This window comes from Phaeobacter sp. 11ANDIMAR09 (genome assembly GCF_001294455.1).
Lineage (GTDB): Bacteria > Pseudomonadota > Alphaproteobacteria > Rhodobacterales > Rhodobacteraceae > Pseudophaeobacter.
The window spans coordinates 88,348-108,511 of sequence record NZ_LIKT01000007.1; the positions used below are offsets into that span (position 1 = coordinate 88,348).

The 20,164-nt window shown below is 59.7% G+C and carries 19 protein-coding genes; 10 read left to right on the forward strand and 9 right to left on the reverse strand.

Annotated features, from left to right (window positions below):
- Positions 1-59 precede the first annotated feature (59 nt).
- Genes AN476_RS08045 through AN476_RS08085 form a run of 9 tightly spaced genes read left to right on the forward strand, consistent with a single transcriptional unit; the run spans position 60 to position 7,575 of the window.
- Positions 60-971 carry an ABC transporter substrate-binding protein gene (locus AN476_RS08045; RefSeq protein WP_256363942.1) on the forward strand — a complete coding sequence of 304 codons (912 nt, stop codon included), beginning with the start codon at positions 60-62 and terminating at the stop codon, positions 969-971.
- 1 nt (position 972) lies between these two features.
- Complete coding sequence (locus AN476_RS08050) at positions 973-2,004, forward strand: iron ABC transporter permease (protein ID WP_054460547.1); 1,032 nt, start codon at positions 973-975, stop codon at positions 2,002-2,004.
- The gene (locus tag AN476_RS08055) at positions 2,001-3,017 is read left to right on the forward strand and encodes an iron chelate uptake ABC transporter family permease subunit (RefSeq protein ID WP_054460549.1); all 1,017 of its coding nucleotides are present in this window, start codon (positions 2,001-2,003) and stop codon (positions 3,015-3,017) included. Before AN476_RS08050 ends, AN476_RS08055 begins: the two co-directional genes overlap by 4 nt.
- The gene (locus AN476_RS08060) at positions 3,018-3,800 is read left to right on the forward strand and encodes an ABC transporter ATP-binding protein (protein ID WP_054460551.1); all 783 of its coding nucleotides are present in this window, start codon (positions 3,018-3,020) and stop codon (positions 3,798-3,800) included. It abuts the gene before it with no gap.
- A 9-nt stretch (positions 3,801-3,809) separates the two neighbouring features.
- A complete protein-coding gene (locus tag AN476_RS08065; RefSeq protein WP_054460553.1) occupies positions 3,810-4,862 on the forward strand; it encodes a siderophore-interacting protein in 1,053 nt (350 codons plus the stop codon).
- Positions 4,859-5,950 carry a MotA/TolQ/ExbB proton channel family protein gene (locus AN476_RS08070; protein WP_054460554.1) on the forward strand — a complete coding sequence of 364 codons (1,092 nt, stop codon included), beginning with the start codon at positions 4,859-4,861 and terminating at the stop codon, positions 5,948-5,950. Before AN476_RS08065 ends, AN476_RS08070 begins: the two co-directional genes overlap by 4 nt.
- Before the next feature lie 4 nt (positions 5,951-5,954).
- The gene (locus tag AN476_RS08075) at positions 5,955-6,332 is read left to right on the forward strand and encodes a biopolymer transporter ExbD (protein ID WP_054460556.1); all 378 of its coding nucleotides are present in this window, start codon (positions 5,955-5,957) and stop codon (positions 6,330-6,332) included.
- Between the two features lie 8 nt (positions 6,333-6,340).
- Positions 6,341-6,724 (forward strand): biopolymer transporter ExbD, encoded by a 384-nt coding sequence (locus tag AN476_RS08080; protein ID WP_054460558.1) that lies wholly within the window; start codon positions 6,341-6,343, stop codon positions 6,722-6,724.
- Positions 6,721-7,575 carry an energy transducer TonB gene (locus tag AN476_RS08085; RefSeq protein ID WP_054460559.1) on the forward strand — a complete coding sequence of 285 codons (855 nt, stop codon included), beginning with the start codon at positions 6,721-6,723 and terminating at the stop codon, positions 7,573-7,575. The genes AN476_RS08080 and AN476_RS08085 overlap by 4 nt, the downstream gene beginning before the upstream one ends.
- A 129-nt stretch (positions 7,576-7,704) precedes the next feature.
- On the opposite strand, the gene AN476_RS08090 is transcribed toward AN476_RS08085, so the two are convergent.
- From AN476_RS08090 to AN476_RS08125, 8 genes are all read right to left on the reverse strand, one after another.
- Positions 7,705-9,804 (reverse strand): TonB-dependent siderophore receptor, encoded by a 2,100-nt coding sequence (locus AN476_RS08090; RefSeq protein ID WP_253279860.1) that lies wholly within the window; start codon positions 9,802-9,804, stop codon positions 7,705-7,707.
- A 216-nt stretch (positions 9,805-10,020) separates the two neighbouring features.
- A complete protein-coding gene (locus tag AN476_RS08095; protein WP_172684807.1) occupies positions 10,021-11,121 on the reverse strand; it encodes an alpha/beta hydrolase-fold protein in 1,101 nt (366 codons plus the stop codon).
- A 232-nt stretch (positions 11,122-11,353) separates the two neighbouring features.
- Positions 11,354-13,312 carry a TonB-dependent receptor domain-containing protein gene (locus tag AN476_RS08100; RefSeq protein ID WP_253279861.1) on the reverse strand — a complete coding sequence of 653 codons (1,959 nt, stop codon included), beginning with the start codon at positions 13,310-13,312 and terminating at the stop codon, positions 11,354-11,356.
- Positions 13,313-13,468: 156 nt separating this feature from the next.
- A complete protein-coding gene (locus AN476_RS08105; RefSeq protein ID WP_054460566.1) occupies positions 13,469-14,221 on the reverse strand; it encodes an ABC transporter ATP-binding protein in 753 nt (250 codons plus the stop codon).
- Complete coding sequence (locus AN476_RS08110; protein WP_054460567.1) at positions 14,218-15,162, reverse strand: iron chelate uptake ABC transporter family permease subunit; 945 nt, start codon at positions 15,160-15,162, stop codon at positions 14,218-14,220. Before AN476_RS08110 ends, AN476_RS08105 begins: the two co-directional genes overlap by 4 nt.
- A complete protein-coding gene (locus tag AN476_RS08115; RefSeq protein WP_054460570.1) occupies positions 15,155-16,111 on the reverse strand; it encodes an ABC transporter permease in 957 nt (318 codons plus the stop codon). The genes AN476_RS08110 and AN476_RS08115 overlap by 8 nt, the downstream gene beginning before the upstream one ends.
- Positions 16,112-16,114: 3 nt before the next feature.
- Complete coding sequence (locus AN476_RS08120; RefSeq protein WP_054460572.1) at positions 16,115-17,014, reverse strand: siderophore ABC transporter substrate-binding protein; 900 nt, start codon at positions 17,012-17,014, stop codon at positions 16,115-16,117.
- Positions 17,015-17,138: 124 nt separating this feature from the next.
- Positions 17,139-17,456 carry a DUF2218 domain-containing protein gene (locus tag AN476_RS08125; protein WP_216598377.1) on the reverse strand — a complete coding sequence of 106 codons (318 nt, stop codon included), beginning with the start codon at positions 17,454-17,456 and terminating at the stop codon, positions 17,139-17,141.
- 93 nt (positions 17,457-17,549) lie between these two features.
- Between AN476_RS08125 and AN476_RS08130 the strand changes: the two genes are divergently transcribed.
- Complete coding sequence (locus AN476_RS08130; RefSeq protein ID WP_054460574.1) at positions 17,550-18,026, forward strand: MarR family winged helix-turn-helix transcriptional regulator; 477 nt, start codon at positions 17,550-17,552, stop codon at positions 18,024-18,026.
- Positions 18,027-18,059: 33 nt separating this feature from the next.
- Here the strand turns inward: AN476_RS08130 and AN476_RS08135 are convergent, their stop codons facing one another.
- Positions 18,060-20,030, reverse strand: a complete 1,971-nt coding sequence (locus AN476_RS08135; RefSeq protein ID WP_054460576.1) for a TonB-dependent siderophore receptor — start codon at positions 20,028-20,030, stop codon at positions 18,060-18,062.
- Between the last annotated feature and the right edge of the window lie 134 nt (positions 20,031-20,164).

The following is a 20,164-nucleotide window of genomic DNA, read 5'->3' on the forward strand; positions in this document are numbered from 1 at the left end:
CAGCTGTCTTGGCTTTCACGTTGCCCTCTAAGGAGGCCAAATCTCAAGCCTTTCCTGTTTTGATCGAACACCAATACGGCGAGACGAGGGTTCAATCTGAACCAAGTCGCATCGTGTCTCTCAGTTTTATTGGGCACGATTTCTTGTTGGCTCTGGGTAAGCCGCCGCATGCGCTGCGCAAATGGTTCGGCCCACATCCCTATGGCGTTTGGCCCTGGGCCGTCGAGGCACTGGGCGAGGCCACGCCAATCGTCATGCAGGGCGAAATCGACATTGAGGCCATTGCGGCAATGCAGCCGGATCTGATTGTGGGTCAATGGTCAGGAATGACGAGGCGTGAATATCAACTGCTATCACGCATTGCCCCAACCGTGCCGCCGCAGACGCGTTTTGGAGATTATGGCACCCCTTGGCAGGAAATGCTGCTGACCCTGGGGCGCGCCACGGGACGCCTGGATCAGGCCGAAGAGATCATAGACGGCATTGACGCGCGCTTTCATGATATTCGCCAGGCCCACCCAGAGTGGGAAGGGGCCAGTTCCGTTATGGTCTGGGCAGGCCAGATTGGGGCCTATAACGCCCGCGATATCCGCGGCCAGTTCATAGAAGCCCTGGGCTTTAAGGTGCCGGAAGCCATCAACACCCAGGCCTCCTTCAACAATTACTACGTGTTGATCCCGCCAGAAGACCTGTCCCCCATCGATGTTGAAGCCCTCATTTGGCTGGATGCAGGCGGCTCTGTCAGTCAGCTTGAACGGATGCCCCTGCGCCCGACCCTGCGTGCCTATGGGGAGGGCCGGGAGATCTATGCTGACGTGCTGCTCTCCGCCGCCCTGTCCCATTCCAGCCCCCTGAGCCTGAACTACGCGCTGGATCGCCTGGTGCCGCTGTTGGAGGCTGCCATGGATGGTGACCCCGCCACCGCTGTTGCAAGCACAGCCGAGGCAGGCCTGCTGCCAGAAGGGTTTTGACATGACCATTCTCGAAACCACATCGCCGCGCTCTGAGCGTCGCGCCTCCACCCGCCAGATCTGGCTGCTGACGGTCCTGTTGAGCCTGCTCCTTCTGTCGGCCCTGTCGCTGCGCTTCGGCCTGCGCCCAATCAGCTGGGACAATATCTGGGAGTCCTTTGTGGCCTATGATGCCACAAGAGCTGATCATCTGGTCATTCAGGGCATGCGGCTGCCCAGGCTGCTCGCCGCCTGGTTGGCCGGAGCCGCGCTCGCCGCTTCCGGGGCTTTGATCCAGAGCCTGACCAGAAACCCGCTGGCGGATCCCGGATTGCTGGGCATCAATGGTGGGGCTTCGTTGGGGGTGATCCTCTGTATCTTTCTGCTGGGCATTTCCGACCCGGCTTCCTTTGTCTGGGTTGCCATGGGGGGCGGTTTGGCCAGCACCGTTCTGGTGTTCTTTCTGGGTGGCGCGGGTCGAGGCACCCCATTGCGGCTGATCCTGGCAGGCGCAGCTCTCAGCGCGCTGTTCCTGGCCCTTGGGCGCAGCCTCTTGCTGATCAGCCAGCGCAGCCTGGATGTCTATCGCTTTTGGGTACTGGGCGGTTTGGACGGGATTGAGATGCCAACGCTGGCGGCTCTGCTGCCCTTCTTTGCCTTGGGCGCGGCCTTTGCGGCGGTTTCTTCCTTCAACCTGAACGCCATGATGTTGGGCGAGGACACCGCCCGCAGCCTGGGCCTGCGGGTTGGGCTGGCGCGTGGGCTTGCCGTTTGTGCCATTGTCTGCCTCTGCGGTGCCACAGTGTCGATGGCCGGTCCAATCGCCTTTGTGGGTCTGATCGTGCCCCATATGGCGCGGCATTTTTCGGGCGCGGATATGCGCTGGTGCCTGTTGTTTTCCGCGTTTCTGGGGGCCGGGCTGATGATCCTGGCCGATCTCATTGGGCGCTTGCCGGTCTTTGGCGGCAATATGCAGGCCGGGGTGATGGCCGCCCTTCTGGGAGGACCCGCACTTGTCTGGCTGATCCGCCGCAACGGGAGCACTGCGCTATGAGCTGGAGCCTGCGCCTGCCCTTCCTATCCCTTTCCTTCTCAGCCCGTGCCGTTGCTGTTGGCTCCTGCCTCTTGCTGTTGGTCACAGTGGGCTCGGTTCTGGCGCTACGGCTTGGCAGCTATCCCTTTACTGAGACCAGCTGGCTCAGCGTGCTGTTGGGCGCAGGTTCAGAGATTGAAAGAATGATCCTGATGGATCACCGCCTGCCACGGATCTTGACAGCCCTGGGGGCCGGTGCCTGTTTTGGCCTCTCGGGGGCAATGTTTCAAACCATGATGCGCAACCCGCTGGCCTCGCCGGATGTCATTGGCTTCAACGCAGGCGCCAGCTGTGGTGCCCTGATCGCGATTATTCTGACCGGCGGCAATGTGCTGCTGGGAGCCTTGATCGGCGCGCTACTCACAGCCATTCTGGTTGTAAGCCTGGCCTGGAAAGAGGGCTTGCCCCCCCAACGCCTGGTGCTGATTGGGCTTGGCATTGGCTTCGCTCTGGCGGCCCTGTCCGATCTGCTGCTGAGCCGGACCGACGCCAGAACCGCTGCCGATATGGCAGAATGGCTGATTGGCACGCTGAACGCGCGCGATTGGCAGGATGTCTGGCTGGTCTGGTCCGGGCTGCTCCTTTTGGCTCCGGCGCTTTTCTGGATCCATTTCCCCTTGGCCCGGCTTGGCCTGTCGGATGACCTGACCAGCAGCCTCGGCCTGCGGCTATCGCCGCTGCGCCTGGGGCTCACCGGTCTGGGTATTCTGCTGGCGGCCCTTGCCGTTTGCACCGCCGGCCCCCTGCCCTTTGTCGCCTTTGCCGCCGGACCAATTGCGCGTGCCCTGGTGCCCAATGGCAAACCCGCCCTGCTGGGGGCAGCTGTCATTGGCGCCCTGCTGGTGCTGGCAGCGGATACGGCCTCTCGCATGGTTCCCAGCATTCAACTGCCCGCGGGCGTCTTTACCGCCCTGATCGGTGGCCCGGTGATGATCTGGCTACTGATGGTTCAATTTCGCAAAGGAAAGCTCTGAATGAATGCCCCTGCCCGCCTGCACGCCAAAGCCCTGTCGGTCGCCTTTGCCAAGACCCCGATCCTGAAAGATCTGACCGCTGATATTCCGGATGGCAAGATCACCGTCATTGTCGGGCCCAATGCCTGCGGAAAATCCACCTTGCTCAGATCCCTGGCGCGGCTGCAAAAACCCGACAGCGGCGAGGTCTTGCTGGATGGTAAGAGCATCCACAAACAGGCCAACCGCTCAGTTGCGCAGCGCTTGGCTATCCTACCTCAATCGCCCAGCGCCCCCGAGGGGCTGACAGTGCAGGATCTGGTGACGCGTGGCCGCACGCCCCATCAATCGGCACTGCGACAATGGTCTCACCAGGACGCCGAGGCTGTGGGCCGGGCACTGGAGCTGACCGGCATGGCCCCCTATGCGAACCGCCCTCTTGAGGCCCTGTCTGGTGGTCAGCGGCAACGCGCCTGGATTGCAATGGCCATGGCGCAGGACACCGAGATCCTGCTGTTGGATGAGCCGACAACCTACCTGGATCTGCCGCATCAGATCGAGCTTCTGTCCCTGATCCAGTCGTTCAACCAGCAAAGCAACCAAACCGTGGCCATGGTGCTCCATGACATCAATCTGGCCGCGCGCTTTGCAGATCACATCATCGCCCTGCGCGCGGGCGCCATCTTCACCAAGGGCAGCCCAGCCGAGGTCGTCACCCGAAACAACATGGAACAGGTCTTTGATCTTAGATGTCAGATCATTTCCGATCCGGTGCACAGAACCCCCCATGTCATCCCCGAATAGGACTGTAGCATGACGATAAACCAAAATTTCCCGATTGATGCCACCGCCCTGCTGACCGGTCTGTCTTATGCCGACATGCGGCAGGTGATGCTGAACCAGGCCCAAGAGCACGAGCTGCAGGTCGTGGAGGACAGCGAGACTGCGGTCAGCATTGAGGTGCCCTCCTTTGGGCTGTACCGATTTGAACCCACACAAGAGGGGATCCGCATTCGGATTTCAGCAGCGCTGCCGGACCGTTTGTTCATGCTCAAGGATAGCTTTAGCGAAACCCTGACCCACCTGCTGCCCGAGGCGGCAAAGGATCTGCGCTGGTCGGATAGCGCCCCCCTGTCCAACCGCCCGCCAAATCTGCACTTTACCAGGGTCGTCTCAATCACCCCGGTGGGAACCGCATTCCTTCGGGTGCGCATCAGGACCGATGATCTGAGCAGTTTTCAGGATGACGCCATCCATTTCCGTCTGCTCTTGCCCGCCGCCGATTGTAGCGAACCGGAATGGCCCAGCCTTGCCGAAAATGGTGCCACGGTCTGGCCAAAAGGGGAAAAGGCACTGCATCGCCCGGCCTATACCACCCGTTGGATCGACCGCGATTCCGGACTGATGGATTTTGACGTCTTCCTGCATGATGGTGGCCGTGTAACCAACTGGGCTCGGGGCGCCAGCACTGGTGATCTACTGGTCATCGCTGGCCCCGGCGGCGGCGGCATTCCAGAGAGTTCCAAGGTCTGCATCTTTGCCGATGAAACCGCCTTTCCAGCGGTGGCGCGCATTCTCGAAACCCTGCCCGCCAATAGCGAGGGCCAGGTCACTCTGGTCGCCACCCTGGGCGCGGATTGCGGCTACCCCATCACCGCGCCAGCAGGCATCACGCTCACCTGGCTCACCCGCGAAGAGGCCCAGGATCTGCCGCAACAGGCTTTGGCGGCGCATCAGGAATACCCGGATCACTTCCTGTGGCTCGCCAGCGAAAAGTCAGACGTGACGCCCGTGCGTGAAGCCCTGAAGGCCGACAAACCAGCCCCTGGAACCAGCTACCTCGCCGCCTATTGGAGCAAGCCATGACCTCGCACATCACCCTCTCCGCTGTCCTTTTGTTGGCCACTGCCTCCTATGGTGTGGCGCAAGAAACGGCCCAGGCCCCGACCTCTTCGGCGCCCGTCCTTGCCGCACCCACTGTGGACAGCACGGGCAGTGGGCTGGTGACGCCGCCTATGTCACCAACTGATTTGACTGCCGCGCGCCCGACCCTGTCCTCCCCTGTCGAAGGCACAGCGGCAGAGGCCACCGCGCCAATGGCAGCGCCTGCGACACCTGCTGCCGAGGCGACGGCCAGCAACAGTCCAACCACAGCCGTGCCCGCCTCTCCCTCTCCCGTCTCACCAGAGGCCTCCGATCCTGCCGCAGCGCCTGCCGAATTGGGCGATGAGACCACGCCGAGTTCAGCAGTTGAACTGCCCGCACTTGAGCCGCTCAGCCGACAGGACGAAATGCTGCTACTGGCCGAGGAAACCTCTGGCAAAGCGATGAAATTCCTGCGCGACGGCGGGCCTTCGATCTGGGCGATTGCGGCGCTTTCGGTGATCACCCTGGCGCTGATCCTGTGGAAGATCTGGCGCCTCGCCCTGATCGGTGCATGGTCCCGCGGCAAGGCCAGCAAGGCGGTCTTGGCCTATGAAGCCGGTAGCCCGGCGGCGGCTCTGGCCATTGTTGAGGGGCGGATGGGCATTCGTTCCAAGGTGGTCAGCGCTGGATTGACGGCCCTGCGCCAACTCCCCGAAGACCGCGCCCGGGAAGAAACCGCAAGGATTGCCAAAAAGCACCTGGCGCAGGCAGGCACCGGGCTGGGCGCGCTGGAGCTGATTGCAACCATTGCGCCTCTGCTGGGTCTGCTGGGCACGGTTCTGGGCATGATCGCCGCCTTTCAGGCGCTGCAACAGGCGGGTTCCAAGGCCGATCCTGCGCTGCTGGCCGGGGGCATCTGGGAGGCCCTGCTGACAACGGCCGCTGGCATGGCCGTGGCCATTCCGGCTTCGGCGGCCCTCACCTGGTTTGAATCCGTCATCACCCGCATCCGTCAGGATATCGAAGACAGTGCCACCCGGCTGTTTGTCGCCCAGGCACCGCAAGATCTCCCCATGGCGGCCGAGTAAGGCAATGCAGTTCACCGAAGCCAGGCGCCCGAGGCGCAAACCTAGCCTGACCCCAATGATCGACGTGGTCTTCTTGCTGCTGGTCTTTTTTATGCTGGCCTCGCGCTTTGGCAGCGATGCGGTGTTGGAGCTGCCCCTTGCCGGGCGCGGCGGTGACTACACCGGGCCGCCACGGCTGGTGGGGATTGGGGCGGGCAATCTGGATCTGAATGGTGTTCCTGTTGCCGACAGTCACCTGCCCCAGGCGCTTGCGCCGCTGATGTCCTCGCCGGAGGATATCCTCATCCTGCGCGGCCGCGATGGGGCTGATCTGCAACGTATCATCGACGTGACGACCCTGCTGCGCGACGCCGGGCTGGTCAACGTCGTGCTGGTGGAGTGAGACGCGCAATGGATCTTTCTCCTCCTGTGAAACGACCCCGCGCGGAATCCATCGTGCCGATGATCAATGTGGTGTTTCTGCTGCTGATCTTCTTTCTGATGACTTCGCATCTGGCGCAGCCCGAACCCTTTGAGGTCACGCCGCCCGGTGCCAATCTTGAAGCAGAAGCCGAAGCTGAACCTGTGCTCTATATTGATGCCGAGGGGCGGATGCATTTTGACGGCGTCGAAGGTGAGGCCGCGCTGGAGCTGCTGGCGCGCGCAAGTACCGATACTTCGGTGGTGTTGCTGCGCGCTGACGCCAAGCTGGAAGCCACCACTCTGGCCGGCATTCTGAAAAAGCTGGCTGCCGCGGGGCTTGCCCGTGCCGAACTGGTGGTGACCCCGCAATGAAACGCACCGCAGAAGTCACCCTCTTTGCGGGCCTGGCCGCGCTTATTCATGTCAGCCTGTTTGCCTCGGCCCCGGAATCTGGCGTGCAGTCCAGCGGTGCCGGGGGCGAGGCCATGGTCTCGATCGAAGCCGCCAGTGCCACGGTTGCCGAAATGGTCGAGACCTGGGACCGCCCACCGCCGCGCCCGCAGATGCTGAAACCGGAGCTGGAACAGCCTCTGGCCCCAACGGAGGCGCCGCAGATGCCAGAGTTTGAACTGGCTGATGCGCCGCGTGCCGCTGTGCTTGTGGCCCTAAAGGAGCCGGAAGAGGCGGATGTGGTGGAGATTGATCAGTCAACGCCGCCCCCACCGCCGCCACCTGAACCGGAGCCCGATCCTGAACCTAAACCTGAACCAAAGCCTAGAACCAAGCCAGCGCCTAAACCAGTCGCGACGCCGCCAACCGCGCAGACCTCTAATCAGACCTCTGCTGGTCGCGCAGCACAACGGGCTGCCGGATCCGGTGGCGGGGCTCAGGCGGGAGCCGCGGGCGGCGCCAGTGCGGCGACCATCTCGGCAGGGCAAAGGGCAAAGCTACAGTCGATCTGGGGGGCAAAAATCCGCTCCCGGATTGAGCGACGCAAACGCTATCCTGCAGGGGCACGCGGTTCTGGCCGGGTTGTCCTGCGCATTACGGTGGCGGCCAGCGGCGCGCTGGTCAACTACCGGGTCGCCAAATCCTCAGGCGTTGCTGCCTTTGATCAGGCCGCGCTAAAGGCGGTCGCCCGTGCCGGAAAATTCCCCAAAGCCCCCAAAGGTATTGGCGCTTCTCAGTTTACCTTCAACCTGCCGATGAGCTTTTCCAAGTAGCGCCGCACCATTCCCGCAGCATCGCCACACAAAAAACCCCGCGCCCTATCAACAGGGCGCGGGGTCGTCGTTTTTCCTGTACTTCCCATGTGCAAATCAACCTTCAGTCGGCTTGCACATGGGATGGCTTTAGAATTTGGAGGTCAGGGTCAGCGCCACATTTCTGCCTTCGCCAAAGTAGCAGGCGCCGGACTGGCAGGTGCTGATGTAGCGCTCATCTGTGAGGTTGCGTACATTCAGCGCCACCAGCCAGTTGTCCCGGCCATAGGACACCGCCGCGTCATACAGCGTATAGGACGGCGTCAGATAAGTGCTGGCACCATCCCAGGCTTCGCCGTTGTAGCGCATGCCCGCGCCCAGCTTCCAGCCGGCCATGGCCCCATCAAGCGGTTCATAATTCACCCAAAGCGAGGCTGCGTTTTTGGGCACTTGAGCGATGTAATCCCCCTCGGCATCCTCGGTGTCGAGATAGGTATAGGCAAAATTGACCGAGACATCGCCAAAACGGTGGAAGGCCTCAAGCTCAAAGCCCTTGGCCCGTGCCTCTCCGGTTTGTACCTGAAAGCCTGGATTGGCGGCATCTGCAACTGTCAGATTGGATTTGGTCAAATCAAAGGCCGCAACCGCCAGCAGTGTATCTGTGCCAACGGGTTGATACTTCAGCCCCAGCTCGAACTGCTCTCCCTCGGTTGGCTCAAATGGGGTTCCATTGACATCGGCGCCAATGGCATCTTGGCGGAAACTTTGGGCATAGCTGAGGTAAGGGGCCAAACCACTGTCAAAGCGATAGAGCACCGCTGCGTTTCCGGTCCAAGCGCTGTCCTGTGCGGCCACCGTTGTGGCGCCAAAGCTGCCATTGCTGGTGCCGGTCTCGATATCGCCATAGCGCAGACCAAGATCCACAAAGAGCCGATCTTGGAAAACTGCGCGCTGCTGCACGTAGAGGCCCCATTCGGTGATGGTATTACCCGCCGTATCCGTCACCGTGATCGGGTTGAACCCGCCATAGGTTGGGTTGAAAGGATCAATGGGTGCGACCTGGGCCCCATAGCCGGTATCGCTGTCATAGTAACCCTGAGTATAGCTGGCCCCGAGGATAGTGCGCATCTCAATGCTGCCCAGGCCGTATTCAGCTGTTGCGTAGCTGTCCACCCCCCAGGTCTTCAGCTCATTTTCGGCCCGGTAAAACGTCCGGTTGATGGTGCCATCCGGGTTGTAGCGCCCGTTGCCAGTGTTATCAAAGGCCCACCAGGCGTGCTGATACAGAGACTCGCCTTCCAGGTAGCGCGCACTTGCATTCATGCTCCAGGTCGCATTGAAGCGATGCTTGAACATCGCGGTGAGCGCGCGCTGCTCGGTGTTATAGGTGTCAAAGCCCGGCTCACCGATAAAGGTGTCACTGTCGAGGTAGGTCCCGGTGCCAAAGCCGGTTGCCGGCAGTAATGTCCCATAGATCGAGGCAAACTGGATCAGCGGGCTGCCATCGTTTTTCTGATAGTTCGCCAGCACCGTCAGTTCAGTATCTTCACTGGGCCGCCAGGTAATCGAGGGCGCCAAAGCAATGGCATCATCCTGGGAGAAATCAACAGAATCCTTGGACTCTCGCAGCAACCCGACAAAGCGATAGCGCAGCGTGCCGGCCGCGTTCAAATCGCCGCTGACATCCCCGGCAATTTGCATCCGATCATTGGAACCCGCCTGAACCTGCACCATGTTATCGGCTTCCTGTGCGGCTGTTTTGGAGGTTGTATTGACCACCCCTCCAACAGAGCCGCTGCCATAAAGCCCAGAGGCCGGACCTTTGAGAACCTCAACACTGTTCAGCATAAAAGTCTCGGGTCTGGTATCGTTGTAAAACCCAAAGCGCGAGGGCAGCCCGTCATGCAGCGTCGAGGGCGAAAAGCCGCGGATCAGAGACCAATCTGAGCGGGCATCCTGGCCCCATTGGCCGCCAACAATCCCGGCCGAGTACTGCAGAACCTGGTCGACGCTTTGCGCGCCGCGCTCGGCCATCTGCTGCGCGGTGATCACGCTGACAGAGCGGGGGGTTTCCAGAAGACTGTCGCCGGTCTTGGACACTGTTCCGGTGTCGAGCGCAACGCTCTCGCCAAAATAGGCTTCCTCGGTCGCGCCCGAGACATTGATTTCTTGAAGGTCAACAACCTGAGCCATAAGAGGCGTTGCCGCCATCAAAGCCCAAATCGAAACGGTCGTTCGGTGTAAAAGCATATCCCATCTCCGCCTATGCTGCGGTTATTGTTTTTGCCTGACGGAGAGCTGGGTATAGCTGCGCTAAGAACTCCGGTCAGAGAGGTCAAGAGTGGCGCGGCCCGCACGTCATCCTGTTGCTGATTTGCCATATTTTATGTGAATTTCCGGCGGCATCTGCGGAAAGCCTTCCTGAGATTGCCCCAGAAATTTCCCCCGGGGATGGTCGCGGGGGGATCACGACAGGCTCATAAGATCCAGCAACAGAGATTGCCGCCACAGGGCCGGATCATGACCCCCACTGCGGATCGATACCGCAACCTCAGCGCCCTTCCTCTGCAGATGTTTTGCAACCCGCTGAGACGCCGCAACCATGTCCGGGCGGCCAAACAGCCCACCACTCTCATAACAACCAACAGAAAATCGGGCGCGCAGGTGCCGCAGATCGGTGGCAGCCATCAACTCTGCAAAGCCCGGCCACCAGAAAGACCCCGACAGCGCGATCACCTGCTGAAACCTCTCTGGAAAAAGCAATGCCGTATGCAGTGCCGCCAGGCCGCCCAGACTGGCCCCGGCGATCTGCGTTTGCGCTGGCGCAAAACTGCGACCCAGAACCTGTTCGACCCTTGGCAGCAGCTCCCAGGTGAGCGCGCGGGCAAAGGCAGGATTGCACCCCAACTCCTGCACCCGACTTGCTCCATGGCCTGCCCCAACATAGACCACACTTGTGGCAGGGATCTCGCCAGACAACTGTGCCAAGGCCAGCTTTCCGGGCAGCTGCAAGACCTGTTCGCATCTCTCCCCATCCAACAGGAACAACAACCGCTGCGGATCTGACCGCGCCAATGCCTGTGGCGGAGCTTGTATGTAGATGTCACGGGGGGCGTTCAAAAGGCGACTGTGAAAGGCGAAGTGATGGCTTTGCCCCAGATCGTTCAGCAGTGGCTGCCTCGCTGGGTGCGCGCCCCGCTCGCGCGACAAGTCGATGGTGCTGAAGGCCTCCTGATGTCCCTGCCAAGCGCCAGACAGGGTATCCGGGTTCATAGGGTCTGGCCTCAGGCTTTGCCCGACAGCGGCGCGAAACGCATCCTGCCTTTTGGTCTGAGACGGCGGGATCTGCGCAAACCGATAGGCCAGCGCCAGATCCCGGGGCACCCAAACCGTGCGAAACCAGATGTCGCTGCCTTTGATCTGCCAAAGCGGCAGATGCTCAGCACTTGGCCCGCCAATCAGCCAGGGGTGGCTTTGGTCACCGCCGCGCCACACAAAGGTCAGGCACAACCGCCCCTGCGGATCTGGCTCTATGTCTTCCACAACCGGACAGGACAGCCGCGACATGGCCTGCCAGAATAGCCGCCCGCCCTGTCGATATTTATCCTGTGAGAAAAGATCTCTGAGCCAGGGACTTGGGAGAGGTTCTGTTCCCGGCCAGATCCAGTCAGGACGCACATTTTCCATCGCGGCTCGGTACCTCTGAAAAGGGCCTCAGGTGGCCCGTCAAGCAAGACTTGCCAAAGAAAAGCGACCCCGGAACATCCGGGGCCGTCGGTTTTCATGACATGTCTGAGGCCTAGAAAGCCAATCGTGCTGTGACCGCAAGCGAGCGCCCAGGTTCGCCATAGGCCAGTACCCGACCATTGTCGCTGCCCTGTGTGGCCCGCGAGATATAGTAGCTGTCGAACAGATTGTTGATCTCGGCACGCACCGTAAGCCCCTGAACACGGGCAGGTTTATACTCGGCAAACAGGTTGACCACCTCATATCCCGGCAGTGTGGCATTGGCGAGATCCAGCGAGAGAGCCGCCTCGGCGGTGCCGCCAACTCTCCAATCGGTTGCCACATCAAAGGCGCCTTGGATGGCAAGGATATGCCCCATGGGCTGCGCCGCATAATAGTTGGTGGTGTTGGAGATTTGGCCGTCCTCGGTCACATCGGCATAGGTATAGGTGCCGCGCAGATAGCCTGATGCGAAACTATAGCCCAGCGAGGCATCGATGCCTTCGGTGACAATATTGCTCGAGGTCGCCTGATCTGCGCTGTTGCGGGTGCGGATATTCTCGGCATCGGTGCGGAACAGAGCAAAGCTCGCACCCCAGTTGCCTGTGTTCACCTGCAGGCCGATACGCATGTTTTCAGTCTCTTGCGCCTGCATGCCCGCGTAGTTCACCCAGGGATAGGAATAGTTGATGATCGCGGTTTCGCCCAGCTCATAGCCGCCCCAAACCTGCGAATAGGCGGCCTCCAGCGTCACCGCATCGCTGAGCGCATAGCTGCCTGAGACATTGTAGGAGAAGCCGTCGTCCGAAAGCTTGGTCCCGTCCCAACCGGTGAAATCCTGATGATCCGCCCGCAGGCCATAGGACAGGGAGAAGGCATCGGAAAGGTCAGACCGCATCTGGGCAAAGATACCGATATTGCTGGTTTTTTCAGTGTAGGGACCAAAGGAGCCGCCAACCAATGCCGGATCAGTGTATGTGCCCTGAACGGCCCCACCAGTGCCTGTCTGTTCAAAGAAGTCGATCCCAGCTGTCAGGCTATGATTGCCAAACAGGAATTCATTCTGGATCTTGCCATTCCAGGTCTCGACCTCGCCGCCCCACAGGGGCCGGGTGTAGCTCGGGTCGACCGGGTCACCCTGATCGAGGAAGCTGGAGGAAAAGCCAAGATGGATTTCAGGGGCGAAACCGCCGGTGGCGTTTTCATTCTTGAGCGTCAGGCTGTAGTTGCTTTGTTCGACCTTGGTATCAAACAGCGGAAACACTGCCCCTGTGAGGTCGCCAAAATTTGGCCGCGCCTGCCGCCAGCCGCTGTCCTGACTTCCAGATCCAGAGAACTCCAATCGGTACCCATTGTCCCATTGGTAGGCGATCTTCCCCAGGAAGGAGCTCAGATCTGCGGCGGAACCGCGATAGGTCGTGCCTACTCCGTCCTCATAGTCATCGCCTGTCGCCTTGGATCCATACAGAATATATTCAAAAGCGCCCTGGCGACCAAACAGAGTCAGGTCGCGGCGGAAGGTGGCACTGTTGCTGTCATAGGACAGGCTGGCCACCCCGCCGAAATTATCGCCCTCCTGCAGCAGGTCCGCCGCATCCTTGGTCTCGTAAGAGATCGACCCCGCATTGGCCCGAGGCCCATCATCGGCGGCGGTAACACCGGGTTTGATGGTGGCTGCTTTAAACAGGGCCGGATCATACATACCGGTAGTGGCGTGGTGGAAGACGCCATCACCTTGCAGGGTGCCATCGATGGTCACGTTCATCATTGAGCTGTCCAGACCATTCACAAAGGTCTTGTTGCCGGTGGGGATGACTGAGCTCATTACCGAGGCTTCACCGGCAAACAGATCTGACATCTCGCGCGGGGCGAGATCTTCAAGAGTTTCGCCAGATAGCGCGACAGTGCCGTGCTGGTTTTCAACGTCACCACTGACATTGATCTGATCCAGCAAAATCTCTTCAGCCGCAGTCAGTCCGGGCACCAGGGCTGTGGTCATCAGCAGAAAAAGGGAAAGTTTTTTAGTGGCCATTTTCGCCTCCTAAAGGATGGGGTCAATGGCTTGGTCCCTGCAGGGTTTTGGTGCTGGGATTGGCTGGCGTTAGCTAGTGAGGGATGCTTTTTGAGTCTTCAAGGGGTGCGGGCGCAAATATTTTCAATGCGAGGCATGCTGCCACAGCTCGGCGCGTTAAACGACCACCAGCGGTCTTTCCTCTTCCAAAATCACCCTTGCATCAGTGTCAAAAACCGCGCGCAGAAAGGCTTCACTGACCACCTCAGCGGGGGGGCCGGCGGTCTCTACCCGCCCCGCCTTCATGGCGACGATGTGATCCGCATATCCTGCGGCGTAGTTGATGTCATGCAGGACAATGACAATGGTGCGCCCCTGCTGGGCCGCCAGGGTTTTAAGCCGCGACATCAGGCTGCGCGAGGCGGCGATGTCCAGGTTGTTCAATGGCTCATCCAGCAGCAGGTATTCGGTGTCCTGCGCCCAGGCCATGGCAGTATAGGCACGCTGGCGCTGCCCGCCCGACAGGGTATCTAGAAACCGGTGTTTTATCTCTTGCAGCTCAAAACTTTCCAGAACATCGGCAATAATCTCACGGTCCTTTGGCCCCAGCCGACCCCGACTGTAGGGATAACGGCCAAAGCCAACCAGATCTTGGACACTAATGCGATGGGTGCTGGTCAGAACCTGCGGCAGGATCGCCAAAAGCTGCGCCAGATCACCATGGCTGATCTGCCCAAGATCCCGCCCGTTGATCTCGATCTGGCCGGATTGCAGGGTCTGCAGGCGTGCCACCAGCGACAAAAGCGTTGATTTCCCGGCACCATTGGGCCCGACCAGCGCCGTCAGTCCCCCCTGTGGGATATCTAGGTCTACTCCTTGCAGGATGGACTGCCCGGCAATCTGGTGGCCGACATTGCGGATGCGGATCATGTGCTGCCCTTTCGCAGGATCAAAATCAAAAAGACCAACCCACCAAGGCATTCCACCACAACGGCAAGCGGGGTTTCAAAGTGCAAAATGCGCTCTAGCACCAGTTGCCCGCCCACCAATGTGATGCCGCCAATCAAAATGGCAGCAGGCAGGAGGTGGCCATGGTGCCAGCTGGGGATCACCCGGTACGTCAGGCTGCTGACCAAAAGCCCCAGAAAGGCCACCGGCCCCACCAGCGCGGTCGAGACCGACACCAGCACCGAAATCAACATCAGCACCACAAGCTGCCCTCGCCGCGGGTCCGCCCCCAGACTGACCGGCAGCACCTCGCCCAGGGCCAGAACATCAAGCCGATGCCGCATCCGCCAAACAGCGCCCCAGGTCAGACAGACAAGAGCGGCGCTCACCAGCAACAGATCTGGATCGGCTTTGTTAAAGCGCGCAAAGGAGGCCGATTGCAGCACTGCAAATTCGCTTGGGTCAATCAACCGTTGGATAAACAGCACCAATGATCGAAACAGCACGCCCAGGATGATGCCGGTCAGCACCATGCGCATCAGATCACTGCTTTGGTCGCGCAACAGCAGCGTAAACAGCGCAACCGACGCCAGGGTCAGCAAGATCAGATTGATCAGAAACAGCGTCACCTTGGGCACCAGCGCATAGCCCCCTGCCCCCATCCCAAAGATCATCAGGGTCAGGATCAACAGAAACAGCGCATCAAACCCCATGATGGAGGGGGTCAGAATGCGGTTATGGGTGATGGTCTGAAACAGAATGGTCGCGGTTGAGACCGCGCCGCCAATCAGCAAAAGGCTAGCCAGTTTCTGCACCCGAAACAAGAGGGTAAAGCTCCAGCTTCCCTTGGCCCCAAGGGTCAGAAACAGCGCCGAGACCACGACCAGCGCCAGGATCAGCCAGAGGAAACGAAGCCTAAGCATGCCGCGGCCTCGCATAGATCAACCACAAAAAGGCCAGAGTGCCCAGCACCCCAAAGATTGTACCTACCGGCACCTCATAGGGATGGCGCACCACTCGCGCCAAGATATCGCATCCCAGCACAAAGACCCCGCCCAACAGCGCCGTCACCGGCAGGGTGACCCGCAGATTATCGCCCAAGTGACGGCTGATCAGATTGGGAATGATCAGCCCAACAAAGGGCAACATGCCCACCGTCACCACGGTCAGCGCCGAAACCAGCGAAACACAAAGCAGCCCCATGGCCATAACCTGGCGATGGTTGAGGCCAAGGCTCAGGCTCATGTCGCGCCCCAACCCCAGAATGGCAAACTGATCGGCGATCAGATAGCTGACAAAGGCGGCAATTCCCGCCAGCCACAACAGCTCATATCTCCCCCGCATCACGCCGGAAAACTCGCCCAACATCCAAACATCAATGTATTGGATCAGATCCGCCTGATAGGCGATGAATACCATCACCGCGCCCAAGATACCGCCATAGACCAGTCCCACCAGCGGCACCAAAAGGGGCTCGGTTGGCGGCAACCGCTGCACCAGCGCCAAAAACCCAAGCGTGCCCAGCAATGCGGTGACGGCAGCAAGACTCATCTTGACCGCCAGCCCGGCGGCTGGGAACAGCAGCACAGAAAGCAAAATCCCCAGCGCCGCCGCCTGCCCCGTGCCTGCACTGATTGGCTCGACAAATTTATTGCGCACCAGGATCTGCATGATCTGGCCGCTAACCGCCATGGAGCAGCCCGTCAGCACCGCCGCCGCAGTGCGCGGCAGACGGCTGACCACCAGCAATTGCAGCGCCTCCGGATCTCGCAACAGCGCCATCGGGGTGAGATCAATCACCCCGACAAAAATAGACAGCACGGAAAGCAAAAGGATCGAGCCGAGACAGATCAGCAGCCAGAGGTGCGGCATGGGTTAGCCATTCGCCTCAAAGGTTGCGATCAGCTGGTCCAGCACCCGGTTCATCGACTGTATCCCACCGCCCGCAATATAGAGGCTTGCTGCGTCCAGATAGACCACCTGGCCGTTCTGCCAGGCCGTGGTTTGTCGCACCAGATCATTGTCCAACGTGGCCTTTGCATCTTCGCCGCCCTGGCCAATGGCCGACAAGCGGTCGACGACAAACAGGTAGTCTGGATTGGCGTCACGGATGAACTCAGCCGAGACCGCCTCCCCATGGGCATTCAAGCCCAGATCAGCAGCGGCCTGTGGCACCTCGAGCGTGCTATGCAGCCAGCCAAAGCGTCCATTGGCCCCAAAGGCAGAGATTTTGGGACCGTTGGTCATCACAATCAGCGCGGTGCCTTTGCCACGCGCCAGAGATTTGGTCTGCTCCAGCTTGGCTTGGAAGTTTTCAAGCAAGAGTGTCGCTTCGGCCTCCTTGCCAAACAGGCGGCCATAGTCTTCGAGCCTTTGCAGCGCCAACCCCACTAAATCATCGCCATAGATGGTCATATCCAGGGTTGGGGCAAACTCTGCCAACACCTCGGTCTGGGTGGATGAGCGCCCTCCAGCAAGGATCAGGTCTGGCGCCAGCGCATGGATGCTTTCAAAATCGGGCTCAAACAAGGAACCCACAACCTCGGCCCCCTGTGCCACCTCGTCCAGGTAATCAACATAGAGATTGCCGATGACACCCGCGGGTTTTACCCCCAATGCGGCAAGCGTATCCAAGGCGGCGACATCAAAAACGGCCAGTTTTTCAGGAAGGGCTTCAACCTGTTGTGTCCCTCGATAGGTCCGGATCTCGACAGGGTCGGCAAAGGCGGCGGTACTGCAGGCCAGTGCTGCAAGGGTTATCAGCGTTTTCAACATTGATCTCTCCATCAATATTGCATGGCTGACCGAAGCTGGCTCTGCAGGGGTTTTGTCATGTGACTATTGAATTGTATTTGCCCTGTCCAGCGCTTCCGGGCTGCAGGCAAAGGCCAGTGCTCCATCAAAGGTCGCTCCAGACCAGAGGTTCTGGCTCTTCGCGAAAGGCAAAGCGCAACAGATGGCTTTCGACCACCTGACAGGTCTGCAGCATCTCCTCCTTTGAGGGGGATTCAATGCGGAGATGCAAGCTGTCCGTGGTCACGCGAAGCACCGCAAGCCCGCAGATGAACTGCAGATGCACCGCGCCGTCCCGCTCCGACACCTGGATCTTCTGGGCGAAATGGCGTGCCATGGTGGAGAGATACCCAGCACTGCGCAAAGACCGGAATTCGGCCTGGGTTTTAAACATCTTCTTCTGGCTAGGCTTGATGACTAACATTCTGGCTTTCCCTGATTTTTCATTTACTTGGGGTGTTGAATTCTGCATGGGCCGCCGACTAGAGTATCCGCGACCCATCCAGCAGGTTTCCCTATGACAGCCAGAGACGACTCCAGCAGTGCCGACTATTTTGGAGACAACACCCCTGTCGTTTCCTACAACCGTGTGTGGTTCAACATCATGCGCGCCCAGCGCAAATTCCTGCCGCGCATTGCCAAAGCGCTCAAGACCTGCGGCATCAATGATCCGATCTGGTATGAAATCCTGCTTGAGGTCGAACTGGCCGGCCCCGATGGCCAGCCCATGGCCGCGCTGGAGGATAAGCTCTTTGTCGCCCAATATGCGCTGTCGCGCCATGTTGCCCGGATGGAAAAAGCAGGGCTGCTGCGGCGCGCATTCATTGCTGATGGACGCCGCAAACAGATCCTGTTTCTGACCGAACAGGGCAAGGGCATGCACGCCCGGATCTGGCCGGTCTACTGGGAGGCCATGCAAAAAGAAATCGGCCCTCATATGACAACGGACGAGGCCTATGCCCTCTCCCGCCTGCTGATCAAACTGCTGCCCTGAAACCATCTGGCTCCAGGGCAGCGGCGCAAGAGTTTAGAATTTCACCACCGCTTCGACGACAAAGGAGCGTCCAGGTTCGTTCATAGTCTGGAAGCCTGCAAATTCGCCCCCATAGGTGGCGCGATCCGCATAGGTTTCATCAAACAGGTTGTTGATGCTGCCGCGAAGGGTCACACCGTTCCAGGCAGGCGGTGAGTATTCGGCAAAGACATTGGCCACAACATAGCTTGGCAATTCTTGGCCTGCGTAGGATCCGCCAGCGTCATAGGCTGCCGCCGCTTCAATACTGCCGCCCAGCAGGGTGTTGTATTGCGCCAGCTCCTGCTGCACTTCCACAGCAATGACATGCCCCAAAGGCGCGCCGAAGTCCCGCAGATCAAAGTTGCTCGACGCAGCTCCATCGAGCGAGGCATCGCTATAGGCATAGGTCAGACGCGCAAAGCCGCTGGCCCAGCCATAGGTCGCGCCGAGGTTGACACCCTGGCTTTCAAAATCAACGACGCTTGTACCGTCCCGCGCATCATCAAATTCAGTCTTGAACAGCTCACCGCTGATGGTCCAAGCCCCCGGTGTCCAATCAGCCCCGATGATGATGTTCTGCGCGCGAGACGGCCGCAGGCCAGAATAATCACGCGTCTGCCAGAATTCAAAACTGTCGCCGAGGTCCAGACCACCAAAGACATTCGAGTATCCTGCCCGCAGCGCGAAGTCATCCGTGACGTCATAGACCACCGACAGATTCCCACTGGCACCACTATGGGAGGAGGTATGAATGGTATCGGTCGGGAGCCATTGATAGCCGGTAAAATCCTGCCAATCATAGCGCATACCGGCAGAGATGCTCAGACGATCCGTCGGCTCAAGACGCGCCTGGGCAAAGATGCCGATATTGTCGGATTCTTCCGAAGCGGAATCCGGTGTTACCCAAGAGCCAGAAATCGACGTCTTACGGTTCTGGATATCGACACCGGCGGTAATGCTGTTGCCTTCAGACAGGTGGAATTCGTTTTGCAGCACCAGGGAGTAGGTGCGCGAGGTTGAATTGGTGGAGCCGGCCCAGGCATCATTGGGGCGGTCCACATCAGTGCCCGAATAGCCAAGGGTTGCGGAGGGATCCCAGAGGCCAGTGTTGTTTATGTTTTCATAGCGCAACGAGTAGTTATAGCGCTTAATCAGATAGGCATATGTGCCGCCTGAGCTTGGGCCAAAGTTCGGCTTATCGTTGCGCCATTCCTCGTCTTCAATCTGCTGCGCAGAGAACTCAACCCGGTGACCCTGCTCGGACTCGTAGCCCAGCTTCAGCAGACCTGCGGTCATATTGGCCGCGGTTCCGGTCATCTCAGTTCCGTCGCCGTCCTCAAAATTGTCACCCGTGGCGCGTTTGGCATAGGCGACGATTTCAAAGCCGTTGCTTTCACCAGCCAGGGTCAGCGAGCCCTGTGTTGTCCCGCCGTTGTCGCCATAGCTCATACGTGCGATGCCGCCGACGCTTTGACCTTCGGTCAGGATGTCTGCGGCATCGACCGTTTCCATGACCACGCGCCCCGCCATGGCGCGCGGACCGGCATCTGCAGGCGCGACACCTGGATCAACCCGCACAGATTTCATCAGGCCAGGATCAAAAGCATTGGCGCTGAGGTGGTGGAAAACCCGGTTATTCTGCGACACGCCATCCACTTGAATTGCCAGGTTCAGCATGTCGATGCCATTGACAAAAATCTTCTGTGCAACCGGAATTGCACCGCCGACAGAGACACTGGCAATCCCGGCAAACAGGTCTTTGACATCCCCCATCCGGGCGCGTTCCAGCTCGGCATCCGCCACATAGACCGACGAGGATCGATCGGCGGCATTGCCCTTTTCATCTTGCTGGCGCACCAGGATCGGATCGAGCGAGATAACATCTCCCTCAAGCTCCTGCGCGGCGGCAGGCAGAACGGAAAGAAGAGTCAGCGCAGTCCCGCACAAAAGGCGTGCGCGCAGCGCGGCAGTTTGGATAGCCATGGTAGTCCCCAAGATTCAGGTTGGTGCTGGGCTTGCCCTGAATCGGGGCTGGCGAGGCGTTTTCGACAGCGGTTTTATGCCGATGCATCATAACATGCAAGTGCATGTTATGGCGATTCAACCAGATCTCTTTG

What these genes read in the sequence shown, in the direction of transcription:
- AN476_RS08075 (WP_054460556.1), top strand. Translation starts at nt 5,955, where the DNA reads ATGCAGTTCACCGAAGCCAGGCGCCCGAGGCGCAAACCTAGCCTGACC.
- AN476_RS08110 (WP_054460567.1), bottom strand. Translation starts at nt 15,162, where the DNA reads ATGCTTAGGCTTCGTTTCCTCTGGCTGATCCTGGCGCTGGTCGTGGTC.
- AN476_RS08050 (WP_054460547.1), top strand. Translation starts at nt 973, where the DNA reads ATGACCATTCTCGAAACCACATCGCCGCGCTCTGAGCGTCGCGCCTCC.
- AN476_RS08120 (WP_054460572.1), bottom strand. Translation starts at nt 17,014, where the DNA reads ATGTTGAAAACGCTGATAACCCTTGCAGCACTGGCCTGCAGTACCGCC.
- AN476_RS08070 (WP_054460554.1), top strand. Translation starts at nt 4,859, where the DNA reads ATGACCTCGCACATCACCCTCTCCGCTGTCCTTTTGTTGGCCACTGCC.
- AN476_RS08135 (WP_054460576.1), bottom strand. Translation starts at nt 20,030, where the DNA reads ATGGCTATCCAAACTGCCGCGCTGCGCGCACGCCTTTTGTGCGGGACT.
- AN476_RS08065 (WP_054460553.1), top strand. Translation starts at nt 3,810, where the DNA reads ATGACGATAAACCAAAATTTCCCGATTGATGCCACCGCCCTGCTGACC.
- AN476_RS08100 (WP_253279861.1), bottom strand. Translation starts at nt 13,312, where the DNA reads ATGGCCACTAAAAAACTTTCCCTTTTTCTGCTGATGACCACAGCCCTG.
- AN476_RS08090 (WP_253279860.1), bottom strand. Translation starts at nt 9,804, where the DNA reads ATGCTTTTACACCGAACGACCGTTTCGATTTGGGCTTTGATGGCGGCA.
- AN476_RS08085 (WP_054460559.1), top strand. Translation starts at nt 6,721, where the DNA reads ATGAAACGCACCGCAGAAGTCACCCTCTTTGCGGGCCTGGCCGCGCTT.
- AN476_RS08080 (WP_054460558.1), top strand. Translation starts at nt 6,341, where the DNA reads ATGGATCTTTCTCCTCCTGTGAAACGACCCCGCGCGGAATCCATCGTG.
- AN476_RS08105 (WP_054460566.1), bottom strand. Translation starts at nt 14,221, where the DNA reads ATGATCCGCATCCGCAATGTCGGCCACCAGATTGCCGGGCAGTCCATC.
- AN476_RS08055 (WP_054460549.1), top strand. Translation starts at nt 2,001, where the DNA reads ATGAGCTGGAGCCTGCGCCTGCCCTTCCTATCCCTTTCCTTCTCAGCC.
- AN476_RS08130 (WP_054460574.1), top strand. Translation starts at nt 17,550, where the DNA reads ATGACAGCCAGAGACGACTCCAGCAGTGCCGACTATTTTGGAGACAAC.
- AN476_RS08115 (WP_054460570.1), bottom strand. Translation starts at nt 16,111, where the DNA reads ATGCCGCACCTCTGGCTGCTGATCTGTCTCGGCTCGATCCTTTTGCTT.
- AN476_RS08125 (WP_216598377.1), bottom strand. Translation starts at nt 17,456, where the DNA reads ATGTTAGTCATCAAGCCTAGCCAGAAGAAGATGTTTAAAACCCAGGCC.
- AN476_RS08060 (WP_054460551.1), top strand. Translation starts at nt 3,018, where the DNA reads ATGAATGCCCCTGCCCGCCTGCACGCCAAAGCCCTGTCGGTCGCCTTT.
- AN476_RS08095 (WP_172684807.1), bottom strand. Translation starts at nt 11,121, where the DNA reads ATGTCGCGGCTGTCCTGTCCGGTTGTGGAAGACATAGAGCCAGATCCG.